This window comes from Cellulosilyticum lentocellum DSM 5427, from assembly GCF_000178835.2.
Lineage (GTDB): Bacteria > Bacillota > Clostridia > Lachnospirales > Cellulosilyticaceae > Cellulosilyticum > Cellulosilyticum lentocellum.
In genome coordinates this window covers 40,577-58,267 of record NC_015275.1, presented here as the reverse complement: position 1 = coordinate 58,267, position 17,691 = coordinate 40,577, and the positions used below count along the sequence as shown (strand labels likewise).

Annotated in this window: 12 protein-coding genes, 1 rRNA gene and 1 pseudogene; 1 reads left to right on the top strand and 13 read right to left on the bottom strand. The window is 34.3% G+C overall.

Annotated elements, in window-relative coordinates; all coding sequences use genetic code 11:
- Positions 1 to 324: 324 nt before the first annotated feature.
- The 5 genes and pseudogenes from CLOLE_RS00285 to CLOLE_RS00265 all read right to left on the bottom strand — a co-directional run bounded on the left by CLOLE_RS00285 (position 325) and on the right by CLOLE_RS00265 (position 7,088).
- Positions 325 to 1,719 carry a stalk domain-containing protein gene (locus CLOLE_RS00285; RefSeq protein WP_013655106.1) on the bottom strand — a complete coding sequence of 465 codons (1,395 nt, stop codon included), beginning with the start codon at positions 1,717 to 1,719 and terminating at the stop codon, positions 325 to 327.
- Between the two features lie 275 nt (positions 1,720 to 1,994).
- A pseudogene (locus CLOLE_RS00280) lies at positions 1,995 to 2,879 on the bottom strand (carbohydrate kinase family protein).
- Between the two features lie 69 nt (positions 2,880 to 2,948).
- Complete coding sequence (locus CLOLE_RS00275) at positions 2,949 to 4,397, bottom strand: glycoside hydrolase family 32 protein (RefSeq protein WP_013655105.1); 1,449 nt, start codon at positions 4,395 to 4,397, stop codon at positions 2,949 to 2,951.
- 126 nt (positions 4,398 to 4,523) lie between these two features.
- Positions 4,524 to 5,882, bottom strand: a complete 1,359-nt coding sequence (locus tag CLOLE_RS00270; RefSeq protein ID WP_013655104.1) for a PTS transporter subunit EIIC — start codon at positions 5,880 to 5,882, stop codon at positions 4,524 to 4,526.
- 219 nt (positions 5,883 to 6,101) lie between these two features.
- Complete coding sequence (locus tag CLOLE_RS00265; protein ID WP_013655103.1) at positions 6,102 to 7,088, bottom strand: LacI family DNA-binding transcriptional regulator; 987 nt, start codon at positions 7,086 to 7,088, stop codon at positions 6,102 to 6,104.
- Positions 7,089 to 7,307: 219 nt separating this feature from the next.
- Between CLOLE_RS00265 and CLOLE_RS00260 the strand changes: the two genes are divergently transcribed.
- Complete coding sequence (locus CLOLE_RS00260; RefSeq protein WP_013655102.1) at positions 7,308 to 7,850, top strand: hypothetical protein; 543 nt, start codon at positions 7,308 to 7,310, stop codon at positions 7,848 to 7,850.
- A gap of 177 nt (positions 7,851 to 8,027) precedes the next feature.
- On the opposite strand, the gene CLOLE_RS00255 is transcribed toward CLOLE_RS00260, so the two are convergent.
- The 8 genes from CLOLE_RS00255 to CLOLE_RS00220 all read right to left on the bottom strand — a co-directional run bounded on the left by CLOLE_RS00255 (position 8,028) and on the right by CLOLE_RS00220 (position 17,625).
- Positions 8,028 to 9,812, bottom strand: coding sequence for a glycoside hydrolase family 9 protein (locus CLOLE_RS00255; RefSeq protein WP_013655101.1), 1,785 nt, complete (start codon positions 9,810 to 9,812; stop codon positions 8,028 to 8,030).
- A gap of 695 nt (positions 9,813 to 10,507) precedes the next feature.
- A 16S ribosomal RNA gene (locus CLOLE_RS00250) occupies positions 10,508 to 12,031 on the bottom strand.
- 437 nt (positions 12,032 to 12,468) lie between these two features.
- Positions 12,469 to 13,836 carry an MATE family efflux transporter gene (locus CLOLE_RS00245; RefSeq protein WP_013655100.1) on the bottom strand — a complete coding sequence of 456 codons (1,368 nt, stop codon included), beginning with the start codon at positions 13,834 to 13,836 and terminating at the stop codon, positions 12,469 to 12,471.
- 260 nt (positions 13,837 to 14,096) lie between these two features.
- A complete protein-coding gene (locus tag CLOLE_RS00240; RefSeq protein ID WP_013655099.1) occupies positions 14,097 to 14,486 on the bottom strand; it encodes an FMN-binding protein in 390 nt (129 codons plus the stop codon).
- Positions 14,487 to 14,682: 196 nt separating this feature from the next.
- Positions 14,683 to 15,198, bottom strand: coding sequence for a flavodoxin domain-containing protein (locus tag CLOLE_RS00235; protein ID WP_013655098.1), 516 nt, complete (start codon positions 15,196 to 15,198; stop codon positions 14,683 to 14,685).
- A complete protein-coding gene (locus CLOLE_RS00230) occupies positions 15,195 to 15,683 on the bottom strand; it encodes a MarR family winged helix-turn-helix transcriptional regulator (RefSeq protein ID WP_013655097.1) in 489 nt (162 codons plus the stop codon). The genes CLOLE_RS00235 and CLOLE_RS00230 overlap by 4 nt, the downstream gene beginning before the upstream one ends.
- Before the next feature lie 540 nt (positions 15,684 to 16,223).
- Positions 16,224 to 16,724 carry a hypothetical protein gene (locus tag CLOLE_RS00225; RefSeq protein ID WP_013655096.1) on the bottom strand — a complete coding sequence of 167 codons (501 nt, stop codon included), beginning with the start codon at positions 16,722 to 16,724 and terminating at the stop codon, positions 16,224 to 16,226.
- A 208-nt stretch (positions 16,725 to 16,932) separates the two neighbouring features.
- Positions 16,933 to 17,625 carry a response regulator transcription factor gene (locus CLOLE_RS00220; RefSeq protein ID WP_013655095.1) on the bottom strand — a complete coding sequence of 231 codons (693 nt, stop codon included), beginning with the start codon at positions 17,623 to 17,625 and terminating at the stop codon, positions 16,933 to 16,935.
- Positions 17,626 to 17,691 lie beyond the last annotated feature (66 nt).

Genomic DNA, 17,691 nt, shown 5'->3' with positions numbered 1-17,691 from the left:
CTATAAAATAGGCTATTTTTTAGTTATCATTTACTAATTTCCTTCCTATTGCTTCTTGAAATAGATTATCTAGATAATCTTCTTTAGACGTAGTACAGTAGCTAAATCATTATTAACATAAAAAGGAGGTTGTGCTATGTAGCACAACCTCCTTTTTATGTTACCTTACTTATTACTCCAATACCTCTACTGATATTGTTACGCATTTACAACGTTATCCGCCTATACCAATAATGCCTCTCAGTCATAGTCTCTACTTTGACCTTGCGTCGAGGTAGTATGATATCTACTTCTTGATACCGATACTTTCTCTTAAACATTCACTTAGCTATAATAGAAATTAATACAGTTATTTACATTCCGACCAGGTGAATATAAGTAGCTCCCATTATAATATAACCCTGAAGAAGCACCTCCATCCAAACACATAGCACTTACAAGCTCCATTTCTTTAACTATATTTTTAAGTTCACTTATACTTGCTGATACTGTACCTATTATAAGCTGATTATCTTTTGTAGTACCAATAAAACTTCGACGAGCTACTTGAGTAAGAATTTTAGCCTCCGTAAAATTTTCATCAGAAGGATTTCCTGTGATTTTTCCATCAATCATTAAGCTTGGTCCTGCACTTAGTGCATAGATTACATTATTCCAATCCTTTGAAGATGTGTTTTTAGGTAAGTAATTTACTCTATATTCTACGCTATCTCCTACATTAAACTTCTGACTTCTCTTCTCCGTCATAGTAAGAATAAAACCATTGTTAGGGACGGTTCTTGTTTGGGTTACCATCTTAGCTACTTTCCCATCTACACATACTACTGCGGCCCATCCACTAGGTAAGGTAATATTACCTTCATACTCTGGTGTATATATTACTGTTGCACTTGAATCCGCAGTATGACGATTTACGCGATAGCTTGTCCATGCTTCTTCCCCATTTATGTATCCTTGGACTCTAGTAGTAACAAAATCAATTAACACCTTATTATCGGAAGTGAAGCCTATAGTAGCTCCAATATCTGTAATATGTAGAACCCTTCCATTACTTACTAAAGTTCCATCAGGTAATGGTACATCTCCATTATATGCTGCAAAATAGGTGCCATTAATACTAGCTTTTGCCCCATTTGCCATATCTTTAATGGCAGCTACCCTTGTTACTTTATTACCTGCTGTGGCAATTTTTACTTTTACTTTAGGATCATTCATATTAATGGTAAGCATTGTAACATTTTTCCCTAGTAACGTCTTGCTTGTATTTATAAAACCACTTTCATTAGTAGCGCTACTTGTGTTTATGCCTGTTGCTATAGTCTCTAGTTTCCACTCTCTTTCATTTCCTTCTAAGTTAATGGCCAAAATACTATTTTTATAATTAACTTCTGCCCCTAATGCTTCTGCAACAAAACGAATAGGTACATAGGTAACTCCATCTACTACTTGAGGTGCTACTTGCAAATTTTTTTCTTCTCCGTTTACAGTTGCCTTTTTACTCCCTACTTTTAATTCAATGTTTGTATCCCTGTAAGATAAAGTAATGGTTTGGCTTGCCTGTTCAAAGCTCACTTTAGCTCCTAAATCTTCACCTATTACACGAAATGGAACCATTGTCGTATTATTTTGGCTTAGACACTTTAAATTACTTGCTTGTAACGAATGTACTAATATTATACCACTTACTAAAATCAACCCTATTTTCTTTGATAGCTTCATATCTATCTCCTATCTTTATCTGGAATTGTATTGTAAAACCACTTATAGATTTTATTATATTTTCAATATCAAATCTATTATTTATATACACAAAATTATTTCAGACCCCAAATACTATCTGGCTAGAATTAATCGTCAATTTTCACTTTATAATTCTTCCGTTGCTATTATAAACGGTAATTTTTATTTTACATTTTTATATTTTGATTTCTAAGGGCTTTATTCCTAAGTAAATAGGAAAAGATAAACACTGTCTCTACTTTTCTTTAAATATACTACTTCATATATTTCATCATTTGATGGTGGTCAGGGTAAGAAGCTATTGCTCCTTCTACTAATACACTATGCTCGCAAAAACGATTAGCAAAACGTAGATATTCTATTAAATTGTCTCCGCTTAAGTCACTTATATTATTTATATCAATTCCTGATTCCATTAATTTGTACAAAAAGGCTCCAATAAATCCAGCACCGGTAGTATCTACTGCTTTTACTTTATTAGATGGTACATTAACTTTTTGAGTTAATGTATAAGCTTCAGCGCCATCTCCACCTTTAGTGAATAAAACAAGCTTTACTCCACCCGCAAATAAAATATCCTTAGCATCCTCTATTGTTTTATAACCTGTAATAAATTCTAATTCCTCATCTGAAATCTTTAGAATATTAGCTTTTGGAATAAATTCGAGTATCGTATCACTAAGAGCTTCTTTACTCTCCCATAGTGGAAATCGTATGTTAGGATCAAAACTTATTAATGCTCCTCATTTACTAGCCAAATCTATTGTTTTTTTGTGTGCTTCTTTCATTGAACTAGGGGCTAAATCTACTGAGCAAAAATGAAGAGCAAAACTTTCTTTAAACCATTCTGCTTTTATTTCCTCTGGTTTTAAAAGTAGGTCCGCACTTGGATTACGATAAAACGAAAACTCCCTATTTCCGTCTTCTGCTAAAAATACGAACGCTAGGGCTGTATTAGCTTCTGTTGTACGCAAGATATTGCTTACATCTATGCCATGGCCACTTAACTCTTCTATAATTTTATCACCAAATGCATCTTTTCCTAACTTTGTAAGCATCATAGAGTCTCCGCCTAATTTCGAAAAGGCTCCACATACATTAGCCGGTGCCCCTCCTACTTTAGGCTCAAAGCTTTCCACTTTCTTAATTCCTAATCCCGATTGCCCTGGGATAAAATCAATTAGAGCCTCTCCACAATAGCTATTAATTTACGCTTCATCATATTTCATCTCTCCTAATTCCCATACTGCCACAGTTGCCTTACAACAGGTTACCTTTATACTATTTTTTCTTTGTTTTGGGTAATATCTCGTAGCAAATACTTCTTGTCCATCATTTATAAAAATCTCAAGCGCTGAATAATCGCAAAACACACGTAAACTTCGTAATTTTTTTAGGCGCACTATACGTTTTGTTCTACCCGCTCCTGTTGCATTTAAAAATTCCAAAGTAAAGGTCTCATCTGCTGTATCAAAAGTTAAAGATACATCTTCATTAATAATTAAACTAAGACCACCTTCACTATTAATATCCGTTACAATAACCTCACTTAAACTATATGCCGATAATGCTTCTTCTCCTTTTATATTATTAATAATACATTGTTTTCTCAAACTTTCTATTTCCTTAACAGGGTTTTGATATAGCTTCCCTTCCTTAAAATGAAGTTCTCTTGGTATTGTTAGGCAATGTTGCCATCCTTTTTCTACCGTTGGATTATGATATTCAGGCTCACAATCTGGTAATCCCATCCAACCAATTAGAATTCTTCTCCCCTTTTCATCTTGGAATGTTTGAGATGCGTAGAAATCAAAGCCCCTGTCTAACTCACAAAAGTTATTTAAACTATACGTACTTCTAAAATCTCCATCTATCACATAGTAACCTGATTGATAAACGTTCCAAAATTCAAACTCTTGTCTCTCTATACCTTGTGGCGAAATACTTAATATAGTAATGCCATCAACTTTAAATAAGTCAGGGCACTCCCACATATAACCGAATCTTTCCTCAGAGGTTATTTCATTAATTAGCTTCCACTTCTTCTTATCCTTTGATTCAAAAACCAAGACCTGTCCCCTATCTTCTTTAGTTCTAGCGCCTTGAACCATATAGTAGGTGTCTCCTTCTTTCCATACTTTAGGATCTCTTACATGGCAACTTATTTTTTCAGTATAATCTTTGTTAGTCATAATACATTGTTTTGGCTCAAAGTATTTCATATCTTGTGTTTCAACAAGTATAGTATTCGCTTCTCTTCCTATATAGTCATAGTCGAAGTCGCCTAATCTTTTTACATTCCCTGTGTAATATATATATGCTTTATCATCTTCAACAAATGTACTACCTGAGTATACACCATGACAATCTTCTGCTTGATCCGCTAGTAAAGGTGTTCCCTTATATGTCCAGTCCACTAAATTAGGGCTCGTATAATGTCCCCAGACTTTAATACCACCTTTTGGGTCAAAGGGGGAGTATTGAAAAAACACATGATACTTTCCCTTAAAATAACAAAGTCCATTAGGATCATTTAACCAACCTACAGGAGGCATTAAGTGAAGTCCTAATCTCCATTTATCTTTTTTTACTCTAGGTCCATCTAATTGTTCTATTATCTTAATTACTTTTTTTAAATCCTTATGCGTTGCATTCATCTTCTAAATTCCCTTCTTATGCTATAAAGGACTGACACACTCAAATTTGATATGTGACAGTCCTTATATATTTTTTAAACAAAAATCAAATCTGTTTGTAGCTGAACTATACTTATTTATTTTTGTCTATCTATTCTCATCTACTCCAAGCACCCAAGAAATAACGAACGCTACTGATGCTGCTACAACTAAAGTTAATAAATAACCAAAAGCTGAATTAGTTGTTATTAAAAATCCAAATATGCCTGTTACACCATAAGCTGTTGCTCCCACATTAAAGATAGAAGCTACTAAAGCTCCACACGCTCCACCAATTGAACCAGCAATAAACGGTTTCATATAACGGATATTAACCCCAAAGATTGCAGGTTCCGTGATACCTAGAAATGCTGATAAGGATGCTAGAATTGTCAGTGCTTTAATTTTTTTATCTCTTACTTTTAGTGCTACTGCTCCTTGTGCTACGTTCGCAACTGAAGCAATTGGCATCCATGTATTAATACCATCTGCACTAATCATTCCCGCCTCAATAACATTATACATGTGATGAACACCTGATACTACTGTTTTAGCATATGCTCCACCCATTAAAAACGAACCAATACCAAATGGAATTGCAATAAGCCACTGTACACCTACTAATACCCAGTTCTCAGCAAATGCAAACACCGAGCCTATTACAGTTAAAGCAAGATATCCTGTTACTAATACTGTTATAAGTGGTGTTACAAATAAATCAATTACCTCTGGTACAAATTGATGCAGTTTCTTCTCTAACTTACTCATAAAACATACAGAGATAACAATCGGAATAACATGTCCTTGGTATCCCACTTGTCCAATATCATACAAACCAAACCATACTGAAAACTGCGGTATGCTCTCCATACCTGCTACATTCCATGCATTAATGAGGTTTGGGTGAATCATAATCATCCCAATAACTGCACCTAAAAATAAGTTCCCACTAAATACTTTAGCTGTACTAATTGCAATTAAAATAGGCAGGAAAACAAAAGCCACATTATCAAACAATGAAAGTAATGTAAATGTATCAGCGGCTGCTAAACTAGGAAATACCTTACCTAAACCTTCTAATAGTCCCATTAACAACCCACTAGCTACAATATCTGGAATAATAGGTACAAAAACATCACCTAGCGTTTTAATAGCACGTTTAAATGGACTAATTTTAGCTATTGCTACTTGTTTCACTTCTTCCTTTGTGGCTGTTTCTATTTTTGCCGCTTTTGAAAACTCATCAAAGACTTTATTAACTATTCCTGTCCCAAAAATAATTTGTACTTGTCCTTGTGCTTCAAAAACACCTTTAACACCATCTACTGCTTCATTAGCCTTTTTATTTAAATGACTATTATCTGCTAATACTAAACGTAATCTTGTAGCGCAATGTGCACCTGATACGAGATTGTCCTTGCCCCCGATTCCTTCTAGAACTTTTAGGGCAGCTTGTTTATAATCCATAGTTGTCCTCTCGCTGTCATAGTGAAATCGATTTTACATTGTATTGTTTTAAACAAAACAATATCCTAACTGATATTATTTTAATTCAACTTGTATAATTATTAATACATATGAAATCGATTTCATATATTGGTTTTATTATACGGTATTTTACTGTATTTATAAACTAATTATTTAAACAAAATCTCGTTATTCATTTGTGCACTTTGCCTGGCAATACTATATTTTTACAGATTCTCTTCCAATTATTTCATAACCCAATTTAATTTTCTTATTATATGTTTGATTTTGTTCAATCATATCTAGTAGCATACTTGCTCCTTCGACTCCACTGATCCTGTAATAGTACTTCACCGTAGTAAGTTTTGGCGAAACAACCTTAGAAAGCTTAGTATCTCCCATACCTACTATTGAGATTTCTTCTGGAATAGCTTTTCCCACTTCTTTAATAGCCTCAATGGCACCTACTGCAATTGTATCTGTAGCGCAAAAAATACCGTCTATTTCCGGGTGATCTTTCAACACTTTCTTTGCCAGTTCATATCCTGATTCCATAGAAAAAGGCCCTTCTTCTAAAGCTACAGCTTCTACTTTTTCACTATTAGCCTCGATTGCTTCAAGAAAGGCTTTCTTTCTACTTAATCCTGCCGCCTTATCCTTTGAGGGTGCTCCAATATAAGCAAGCTTTTTGCACCCCACCCCAATTATTTCATTAACCAAAGATTTAGCAGCATTATAATCGTCATGATAAACGCAGCAATATCCTTCTAACTCTTGACCGATAATGACAACTGGTATGGGCATTTCCTTTAATAATTTTTTATGTTTATTATTAATAATCGTAGCAATAAAAATCAGCCCATCTACTTGATTATTTCTAAAGATATTTAAATACTCCAACTCATTTTCTATATTATTATCTGTATTAGCAAGGATAATATGATACCCTGAACTGGCTAACTTCTCACTAATACCATCAACAACCTTTCCAATCGTTTCCGAACTTATCTTAGGTAAAATGACACCTATTAGCTTAGTTTTTCTTGTTCTTAACATTTGAGCTTGAGAAGATGGAACATAACCTGTTTGCTCTATAATCATTCTTATCTTTTCTTTTTTATCTTCACTTACATACCCATTATTTAAATATCTAGATACTGTTGCACTAGATACGCCTGCTATCTTTGCTATTTCACTAATATTCAATGTCTTTCCTCCTATAGTCTCTCCCTTTAATTTTATTAATACGCTTTTTACAGATATACTCAATATTTTATGCACTATACTTATATTAATAGCATACTCTTTTATGATAGTTTGTACCAAACCCCTTATTACAAGCTTTATGACATCTTAACACTAAAACACACTTAACTTCTGTTATAATCTCACTATGAAGAATTATTATTTAAAGGAGGTAATTATATGAAATTTATACCCTCTAGGACTTTTACAGTATACTCTTGTTTATCCTTTGATGAGGTTAAAAATACTCTCAGTAATCAAACTACAGAAAGCATATTTGATAAAAGGCACTGTCCCTTTATTAGCAATGTTGGCGAAGGACATTTTGAAATTTATAAGGTATTACATCGAAAAAGTAATCTTAATAAAAGAAGTGGCTTTAACCTTATTACAATAGGAACTAAGAATGCCGAAGATGACCATATCATCCATATTGAACAACGATTTCATCCGATTACATTAGCTTTATTCTACATCGAATGTATAATTGGGATGATTTTATTTCTGACAGCTATTGTTTTAACAATTGTAGCTCCTCAGTCTCTTTTTATGGATCTAGTCTTCTTACCCTTAGTAGCCCTATGTGTGCTTGCTGGCTATATGAGTATGCGCTCTTTTGATCGTCAAACAGAATATACTAAAAGAGAACTTTTTAAACTTATCAAAGCTGTCCAAATCAATTCTCAAACCACACCTTTAACAGAAGAACATCTTATCTTTTAAGATAATTCCTTAGATTTTGTTTTCTTTGTTTAAATTATAAACAAGCTAACCTATATTCAATCATTTCATTTAAAAATAAACATATCACATTTATGATATGTTTATTTTTTTACATAACAATATTCTTCTTAACTTCCTAAGTATTAAAATATTATTACATTAACACCTATAATTTTCTTATACTCTTCCTAGTTTTGCCAATGCATAAATCAGTGTAGAATTCCAATAAATATCGACTTCATTTGTTGAGTAACTCTCTCTATTATCAATGTAGCATTTAGTAGCTGGTGCTGCTTCTAAATCTTGTTTAGCAATATTATCTTCTCTTCCTGTATTAGGTCCTCCTACAATCATACCTGGAATCGTCTTTTCCTGGGCTACAGAAGGTCTATGGTGAGGGAATTTAGGATACACTGTTCCATATCCTGTTACATAAGACATAGCCATTGGATTTTTTCCAAAACAATAATTGATCTGTTCATTAGCATATTCTATATATTCCTGTTCATCAAATATCTCACTGGCATGTGCATAAAGAAGCGCTAAACTTAGTACATTCATATTACTTCCCCAGTAATATATATCCTCTTTATTATACACATTATATCCATCTTGTTTTGCTGCAGAAAGAAAAAAGTCCCCTGTCATCTTTAGATTCTCTTTTAAAACCTGAAGTACTCCATCATCTGCATTTGGTAGATTAATATAAGTATCAATAGCATATTCGGCCACACCTTGCCAGCCGTATCTACAATCAAGTCTATTTATATCTTTTACAATCCCTTTTATCTTATCATGATATTTTTCATCATTAGTTACTTTAAATAACTCTACTGCGGCCCATAGTCTTTCATCTAAATCATTGCTATCTCCATACTCACCAGTCAGAATGCCTGTTGGATTTTTAAAATTACTATTAGGAGCCTGCTCCAGATATACCCATGCTTTTTGTGCTGCCCTAAGACATTCATCTGCTAGTTCACTATCTATTTCTTTATAAGCTTCATGTCCCATAGCCATCACAGCTGCAAAATCTCCGGTAGCCGTAGTTGAAATTGGACAAACAATAAGGTCTGATATTTCCAGCTGTGGCATGATATACCCTGGAAAGTTAGCTCCTGTCACCTTATGATATACTCCTCCATTCTCTTGGTTCTGCATCTTTAAAAGCCATACAAGTTGATATCTAGCTTCATCTAATACATCAGGTATACCATTTCCACTTTCCGGTATATTGAGATTATCATCAAAAGCTTCCTTATTAGTTTCATACGCCAAAAGCAAATCCGCCACCGCTTTAGACGTTGCTACCACATAACGTCCATAATCACCTGCATCATGCCAACCTCCAGAAACATCTATTTTTTTATCACTACCATATATTGTTGCCATTTCAGTATGACAAGCCTGATGAGCCCACGTATCTCCATATTCCTTTGAAATATCCTGCCCACATCTTTGTAAATAGAAAAACCTTAATGCATCTTCAAATGCCTCTTTGTAAATTCCTTGACCTATTTTAAATTGATAAGATTCTCCTGACATATCGGTGATAATTTTATATACACCTTCCTTAGTAACTTCAGAAAAATCTCCTATATAATTAGTCTCATCTGCTGCTGGGCTATAGATTTTATTACCCACTTCTCCTGTATACACAATTTCATTAGTATTTATTGAAATAACGCTAAACTTTTCCCCTACTTTTTCACCTCTAAAAACAACCTTTTTTATATCATTAGGCAAATATCCCAACTGATTTAAGATAACATTTTTCTCTGCATCAGGTTCCTGTGAAATTAACGCTTTATTAGCCCCTATCCCATCTCCGTCTTTTACTACTGTCTTTTCTTCCGTAACTTGAACGGTTATGTCTTGAGATGTTTTTTCTTGCACATTGCAGCCTGTTAATGCTCCTATGCTTATGCTAAGATATATAATAAATATTTCCTTTATCTTCATTTTTCTCATCCCCCTATTTTTTACATTATATTAGATATCTTTGTATAGCAAAATAGACTTTCTTGTTGCTTCTTTATAATATGATAAGAAAAATTTTTAATATATTTTTCATCCTAAGGCGCAAAAACGTTAACTCCTATAAAGATGATAATTACTCATCCGTTTTTAAACATTACCCTAAAGAATTTTAAAATTTATTTAGGGATAATTCCTCCTACTCACATATATATAAGTGAAGTAAATAAGATTTCAAACTAAACTAACAACCTTTTCTTTTTAGCACCCCAAGAGATACCTCTCAGCTACTTTTGTAGTCAGCTCCTCCCCTTGCGGTCATGTAAGTCTTGGTTAGTAAGTGAGCTATCTTATTCGACTACTTCAACTTTTTACACCAACCAAAGCATAAAGTCATTCGGGCCCCTAACATGGTTTGATTTTATGAGTTCCCTACTGGTAAATAGTCAACTGAATACTTTTTCTAGGTCTTGTTATTATGCTCTAGGTATCCTAGGGAACGGTACTACGGATCACAGTAACTAAGCCTCCAAAATTATATTGATTAAATACTAGTTTGGAACAAATAAAATAGGCGTAAGCACTGAGCTTACGCCTATTTATCATATCGTTAAATATCGTTCACAAACAAACTTTCAAAACAAAACAGTAACTATTAAACCTTCGATTTCTATCCTTAGAAAGGAGGTGATCCAGCCGCACCTTCCGATACGGCTACCTTGTTACGACTTCACCCCAGTTATTGGTTTTGCCTTAGACGGCTCCCTCCCCGAAGGGTTGGGTCACCGGCGTTGGGCCCCCCCAACTCCCATGGTGTGACGGGCGGTGTGTACAAGACCCGGGAACGTATTCACCGCGACATTCTGATTCGCGATTACTAGCGATTCCAACTTCATGTAGTCGAGTTGCAGACTACAATCCGAACTGGGACTGCTTTTTTGAGGTTTGCTGACTCTCGCGAGATCGCTTCCCTTTGTAGCAGCCATTGTAGCACGTGTGTAGCCCTAAACATAAGGGGCATGATGATTTGACGTCATCCCCACCTTCCTCCAAGTTATCCCTGGCAGTCTCTCTAGAGTGCCCAACTTAATGCTGGCTACTAAAGATAGGGGTTGCGCTCGTTGCGGGACTTAACCCAACATCTCACGACACGAGCTGACGACAACCATGCACCACCTGTCACCAATGTCCTAGCAAGCTAGGAAAGGTCCGATTAAAGACCGATCATCGGGATGTCAAGTTTAGGTAAGGTTCTTCGCGTTGCTTCGAATTAAACCACATGCTCCACCGCTTGTGCGGGTCCCCGTCAATTCCTTTGAGTTTCAATCTTGCGATCGTACTTCCCAGGTGGAATGCTTAATGTGTTAACTTCGGCACCGAGACCCGTAAGCCCCGACACCTAGCATTCATCGTTTACAGCGTGGACTACCAGGGTATCTAATCCTGTTTGCTCCCCACGCTTTCGTGCCTCAGCGTCAGTTATGGTCCAGAAAGCCGCCTTCGCTACTGGTGTTCCTCCGAATCTCTACGCATTTCACCGCTACACTCGGAATTCCACTTTCCTCTCCCACACTCTAGTTCATCAGTTTCAGAAGCAGCTTAGAGGTTGAGCCCCTAAATTTCACTTCTGACTTAACAAACCGCCTACGCACCCTTTACACCCAGTAAATCCGGATAACGCTCGCTCCCTACGTATTACCGCGGCTGCTGGCACGTAGTTAGCCGGAGCTTCTTAGTCAGGTACCGTCATTTTTTCTTCCCTGCTGATAGAAGTTTACAATCCGAAGACCTTCTTCCTTCACGCGGCGTCGCTGCATCAGGCTTGCGCCCATTGTGCAATATTCCCCACTGCTGCCTCCCGTAGGAGTTTGGGCCGTGTCTCAGTCCCAATGTGGCCGTTCACCCTCTCAGGCCGGCTATGGATCGTCGCCTTGGTGGGCTGTTATCTCACCAACTAGCTAATCCAACGCGGGTCCATCCTATGCCGATAAATCTTTACTATAATAATCATGCGATTACCGATAGTTTATGCGGTATTAGCGTTCGTTTCCAAACGTTATCCCCTGCATAGGGCAGGTTACCCACGCGTTACTCACCCGTCCGCCACTAAGTTCTAGGAGCAAGCTCCTATCACTTCGTTCGACTTGCATGTGTTAAGCACGCCGCCAGCGTTCATCCTGAGCCAGGATCAAACTCTCATAAAAAAGTTTGTCCGTGTAGTATTTCTACTACTGACTATTTTACTTAGTACAAGTTGTACTGATTCTCATCTCTTATTAGAGACGTAATGAATCGACTGGTTTATAGTTACTATTTTGTTTTCAAAGTTCATTTGTTGTTTGTTTATCAAGGCTTAATGCCTTTTGTTAGCAGCTTTTTTCGCTGCCGACTCGTATAATATTACAGTATTACTAATAAGAAGTCAATACTTTTTTTTAACTTTTTAGAGTTTCTTTATGAAATATAAATGGATTCTATAAATATACTCCTTAATACCTCATTCTTTCTATCTATCCCTCATTTTTCTTCTCTCTTTTAATAAAAAGACTCTACCACTTTATAAATAGTTCCTCATAAAATAGTCTTTTAAAAGCTATAATGTGAAGATGCCTCTATTTAATAAAGCAGAAGAGTTCACTTTTTAAATAATTAACTTGTTATCTAATCTTATTAACTTATCCTTATGTTTTAAATACAGATAAGTGCTTGCCAAAACAATACCTTTTATAATACTAGTTATACTTATACTCCACCACACACCATCTAATCCTAATGGTCTACATAGTATTATTGCTAATGGTATGCGTGCCCCTGTTAATAGTATACTTGTGAAATTAGGTAAGTACGTCCTACCCATTCCATTAAATGCACCTGTTATTGTAATTTCTACACACATAAATAATTGAGAATACCCTAATATGAGAAGATATTGCATACCAACCTTAATAGTTTCTATCTCTGAAACGAAAATTCTCATTAATAATTCCCTTCCAAAAATCAGCAGTACCGTAGAGAATAATCCTACACTCAGGGCCATTAACATTGTAATTTTAACACCCTTACCTATACGTTCCTTTTTACCTGCACCATAATTTTGGCCTACATAAGTAGCAACAGCTGTAGAAAATCCTCCTGCTGTTAGCCACGAGATAGATTCTATCTGCGAACCAATTTTTTGCGCTGCAATAGGAACTGGCCCCCAGTATGCTACAATACGACCAATAATCATCGAAAAAATTGTAAATAGTCCACTCTGCATAGCTCCTGGTAAACCTATATGTGTGATTTCTCTAATAACTTGCCAATCTGGTTTTGCAAAAACCTTAAGAACAAAATAATCTAGTTTCCTTTTCAAAATCACTATTATAAAACATAACGTTACTACCATTTGAGCCACGACAGTAGCAAGAGCTGCTCCTAATACACCTAGCTTAGGAAAACCAAACAATCCAAATATAAGAACAGGATCGAATACTATATTAAATATAAGACCAATAGTATTAATAATAAATGGTGTTTTACTATCTCCTAAACCATTAAAAATCCCACTAAATACTGGACCAGTAAAGAAAAACAGCATTGCTGCTGAAACTGTTACTAGGTATGTTCTAGCCATACTTATGACCTCGGCATCCCCTAAAGTAAAGAAATCTATAAGTTGCTTATTAAATAAGATTAAGAAAAAACCATATAAGAGTGCTAGAATGGTATTCATCTGCAGTGCACTAGTAATATACTTCTTTGTTTTCTTATAATCTTTACTGCCTATACTTTGAGAAACCTTAATGCTTACACCTAATTTTGTAATCATAATAAAGGCTTCTGCTAACCATGTAAAAAATCCTGCTGTTCCTACAGCTGCTACTGCATTACTCCCTATCTTCCCTATCCAAATCATATCTATCAAACTATATGCTGTTTGAATAAAAGATACCCCCATAATGGGTATAGCTAACTTAATAAGTTTTCCTGTTATTGAACCTGTTGTCAGATCTATTCTTTGTCCCATACCATTTCCCTTCTTTGTTAATCTACTCCTTAGATTTGCTGTGAAATACTATTCTTTCATACTTCTTCATCTTTTTACCACACCCTACTCTTATGTGTGTTTCTGTGAATATTATTAACAATGTATCTTTTTGAGTATGTCACATACTCAGACTAAAAAGCAATATAAATATTGAATTAAATACATATAGGCGACCTTCTAATTTTACTAGCAAGGTCTCCTACTTTTAACTATATATAATAGAAAGTTTAGTTATAGATCTAATTTCTTGTTTTGCTTAGAGCTATTTCTACAGACTTTAAGTAGGCTTTAGAAGTAGCTGTGGCTCCAGATACTGCGTCTATATCTACTTGTTGCTTATCTATAATTTGTTCAAAGAGATTTTTACTTACATCTGGTATAAGTGGATTTGATAGCCTTTCAATCGCTATAATCTTACCACCTTTAACTTTCACTTCAACTTCACTTAACCACCTGCTATATTTAAATTTCCCTTCATAGGTTCCATCTGGGATCTCTGATATATTAATTGTGTTAACGGGTGTATTACACATTGCAGGAATATCTTTTGTTACCCCAACTATAATACCTACGCCTATAATCACTATACCACAAATTGTCCCAATAATAATTTTTATTCCTTTTTTCATATTTTCTCCCCTGATCTTTCTTTCCAGTAGCTTACTACTAACACTCTAATAACTTGAACCATCTAATCCATACTTAGAGCAGGAGCTTTATGCTTTAATTTATAACCATAATGTTTACTATACTTTAATGTTTCTAATTTATAGTTGTATTAATAGTTATAATAATTTCTATCCCCTTATTAATAACTAGAAGCTCCTATGCTTGATTAAGTGCTGTTGTAAATTTGCTAATTCTTTCTTCATCAAAAAGCTCTATATCTACTTTAGTATCTACTTTAGCTGGATTTTCTTTTGTCTTTTCTTTGGATTCTGTTATTTTCTTTATAATAAATTTTTCAAAGAAATTCATTTTTTTAAAGTAAAAGGCACCTCCGCAACTTTCTACAGCAGTTAAATTTTTAATAAATTCTTCTGTGAAATTATTTTTAAGATAATTTTCTATTTGGCTAGAATCCATACAGCAAAAATAAAGGGCTACTTTTTTAGTTTTTAAAATGTCCATATGAGCTTCACAAAAGCTTTTAATATCTTTATTAATCATTCCTGCATAAATAGGTGTACCTAATATAACTTTCTCATAGTTATCTAAAACAATATCACTCTTATCCTTTATACTAACAAGCTGTACTTCACCTTCAAGTCCTTTTGCTATACGTTCTGCTCCTACTTTTGTTGCACCATGTTTTGATGCATAAACCACTAATGTTTTCATATTTCATAACCTCCATTTACTAGCTCTTCCATTTTTATTATATTTTCTAATAGTCTTTGTAAGCATCGGGCTGTCACTTTTATTTCTTCTTCTGGTATGTCTTTATACAGTAATTCTAGAAAATGTTCTTGATATACAAGTTTTCCCCGGAAATATTCATAACACTTAGGACATACTCTTAGTCTTAAGATCCTAGCATCATTTGAATCTTTTTCCATTTTTATAAGACCTTTATCTAGTAACTTTAAGGCTAGCTGCTTTACATTTTGTCTCGAACTTCCTAATGCTTCAGAAACTTGAGTTAAAGTAGGTGGTTCTTCTTCAAATTGAAGAATCATAATGACTAGTAACCACTGCTTTAAGCTGATATCCCCCGGCCCTCTATCTGCAACCCCTTGAATCTTATTAGCTAATACGTGAAGTACCGCGAATATAAACTTACTAGGTCCTATCTCCTGTATATCTACAGCTACTTGTTTTGCCATACTACTCCTCCTAAGTAAATAAGAAAGGTAATATATTACCTTTATACGTAATATATTACCTCTCTTATTCCAAGTCAATATTTTTATAATATTTTATATTTAATTAATATTTATTCCTATATTTAAAATCCTATTCAATTCATCGTTATGACCTAGTATTATTTTTATTATCTATTAATGCTTTATCCTCTTAAATAATACAATAATTAATTTTCTATTTACATCTATTCCATATTACAAAGTCTATAGATAGTTTTTTTTATTAAAAGCCATGTTATCTAATCTAACATATAAATATAGCTAGACATATTCTCAATATAAATATCTCTAAAATAAGAAAATATTGCTTTTCAACAAAAAAATAATGCAGAGTCTCAAACTTCTGATTCCCTGCAAATCTTAACCTTTTTAAACTCACAGTGCATAATTGCTCAGCTTCTCCCACTAAGCATGATATAATACTTAAGTATAAATAGGCGCTTTATTAGCATCTTAATGTTCTAAGATTAAATAACTCAACACCTTATATGAACTTTTGGGCTATTGAATAATTATAAAGGATTTCATTATCTTCATAATGGCATCCTCATTTTGCTGCCAATTTTGCTTAGATACGTCTATATGTATACCATATTTTTGACTTTCAAATACTAGATCTATAATTTTGCGTTCATTTTCTTCCTTAATAAACATGTTGCCTTTTAGACCATTTGTGGTTTCAAAAATTGTACTATCAGAATCTGTTTTTTCTAATTCAATAGGTTGATCAGTATAATAACAATAAATAGTTTCCTTTTCATCCTCATTTACATAGATACAAATACCTTTTTTATCTTCTTGCTTTACCTTACCTTTTGCAGTTTCCCAATTATAAGGATAATGTACTTCAAAACGTGTTACATCATCTAAATAAGGTAAACGTATACCATCTCTTTTAATAATCTCATTTTGTTTCCACATTAAAAATAGTACAATTGTTGAAATTGTGCCTATTAAAGCAAATAACCCCACTATCTTAAAAATTAATTTTGCTTTCTTCATCTATTCTCTTCTCCCTTTCCCCGTACTTTCTAACCTTATTCTCAGACCTACTCCAGCTTACTTTCTAACTTTTTTATATTTTTATATATTATATAGATTCTATTTATACAGTCAATCCATTATGCAGTTTCTTGACGCAATCTTAACATCACTTGTAAGATATAAAAGAGATGGACTTTCTAAAATGTCCATCTCTTTTATATTCCTTCTATTCTCCAAACTTATAGCCTACACCCCATACCGTGTAAATATAATCAGGCGTTCTAGGATTTTCTTCTATTTTCTCCCTTAGCTTCCTAATATGAACCATCACTGTGTTATTATTATCAAAATACTCTTGACCCCATACACGTTCATAAATCGTCTCTATTTTAAACACCATACCTTTATTCATCCATAAAAGTTTTAATATACTTAATTCAGTAGGTGTAAGATTAATTTCATCTCCATTCTTATGCACCTTACCTGTTTCTAAATTAAGCGTTAATCCGTCTTGCTCTAAAACCTTACTACTTGTATGTGCCGTATTTAACTTAGTAAATCGACGAAGCTGAGCCTTTACCCTAGCAATAAGCTCTAGTGGATTAAACGGTTTTGCGAGGTAATCATCTGCTCCAACTGAAAGGCCTAATATTTTATCAATGTCCTCTACCTTAGCTGAAAGCATAATAATCGGCGTATTATATTGTTCTCTAATCTTGATGCAAGCATCTATCCCATTTACTACTGGCATCATAACATCTAATATAATAAGGTCTATCTGTCTCTCCTCTACTAACTGCAGTGCCTCTAGACCTGTCCCTGCTTTCTCTACTATATAGCCCTCATTTTTCAAATAGATTTCTATTAAATCCCTTATTTCTTTTTCATCATCTACTATGAGTATTGTTTCTTGCCCCATTTAATCACCTCATTTGCTTATTGCCCCATATTATGGTTTATATTACTACTTTCAATTATAGTGCCT

Excerpts from the sequence above, each read along its gene's own strand:
- CLOLE_RS00285 (WP_013655106.1), bottom strand. The coding sequence starts at position 1,719 with ATGAAGCTATCAAAGAAAATAGGGTTGATTTTAGTAAGTGGTATAATA.
- CLOLE_RS00275 (WP_013655105.1), bottom strand. The coding sequence starts at position 4,397 with ATGAATGCAACGCATAAGGATTTAAAAAAAGTAATTAAGATAATAGAA.
- CLOLE_RS00270 (WP_013655104.1), bottom strand. The coding sequence starts at position 5,882 with ATGGATTATAAACAAGCTGCCCTAAAAGTTCTAGAAGGAATCGGGGGC.
- CLOLE_RS00260 (WP_013655102.1), top strand. The coding sequence starts at position 7,308 with ATGAAATTTATACCCTCTAGGACTTTTACAGTATACTCTTGTTTATCC.
- CLOLE_RS00255 (WP_013655101.1), bottom strand. The coding sequence starts at position 9,812 with ATGAAGATAAAGGAAATATTTATTATATATCTTAGCATAAGCATAGGA.
- CLOLE_RS00245 (WP_013655100.1), bottom strand. The coding sequence starts at position 13,836 with ATGGGACAAAGAATAGATCTGACAACAGGTTCAATAACAGGAAAACTT.
- CLOLE_RS00240 (WP_013655099.1), bottom strand. The coding sequence starts at position 14,486 with ATGAAAAAAGGAATAAAAATTATTATTGGGACAATTTGTGGTATAGTG.
- CLOLE_RS00235 (WP_013655098.1), bottom strand. The coding sequence starts at position 15,198 with ATGAAAACATTAGTGGTTTATGCATCAAAACATGGTGCAACAAAAGTA.
- CLOLE_RS00230 (WP_013655097.1), bottom strand. The coding sequence starts at position 15,683 with ATGGCAAAACAAGTAGCTGTAGATATACAGGAGATAGGACCTAGTAAG.
- CLOLE_RS00225 (WP_013655096.1), bottom strand. The coding sequence starts at position 16,724 with ATGAAGAAAGCAAAATTAATTTTTAAGATAGTGGGGTTATTTGCTTTA.
- CLOLE_RS00220 (WP_013655095.1), bottom strand. The coding sequence starts at position 17,625 with ATGGGGCAAGAAACAATACTCATAGTAGATGATGAAAAAGAAATAAGG.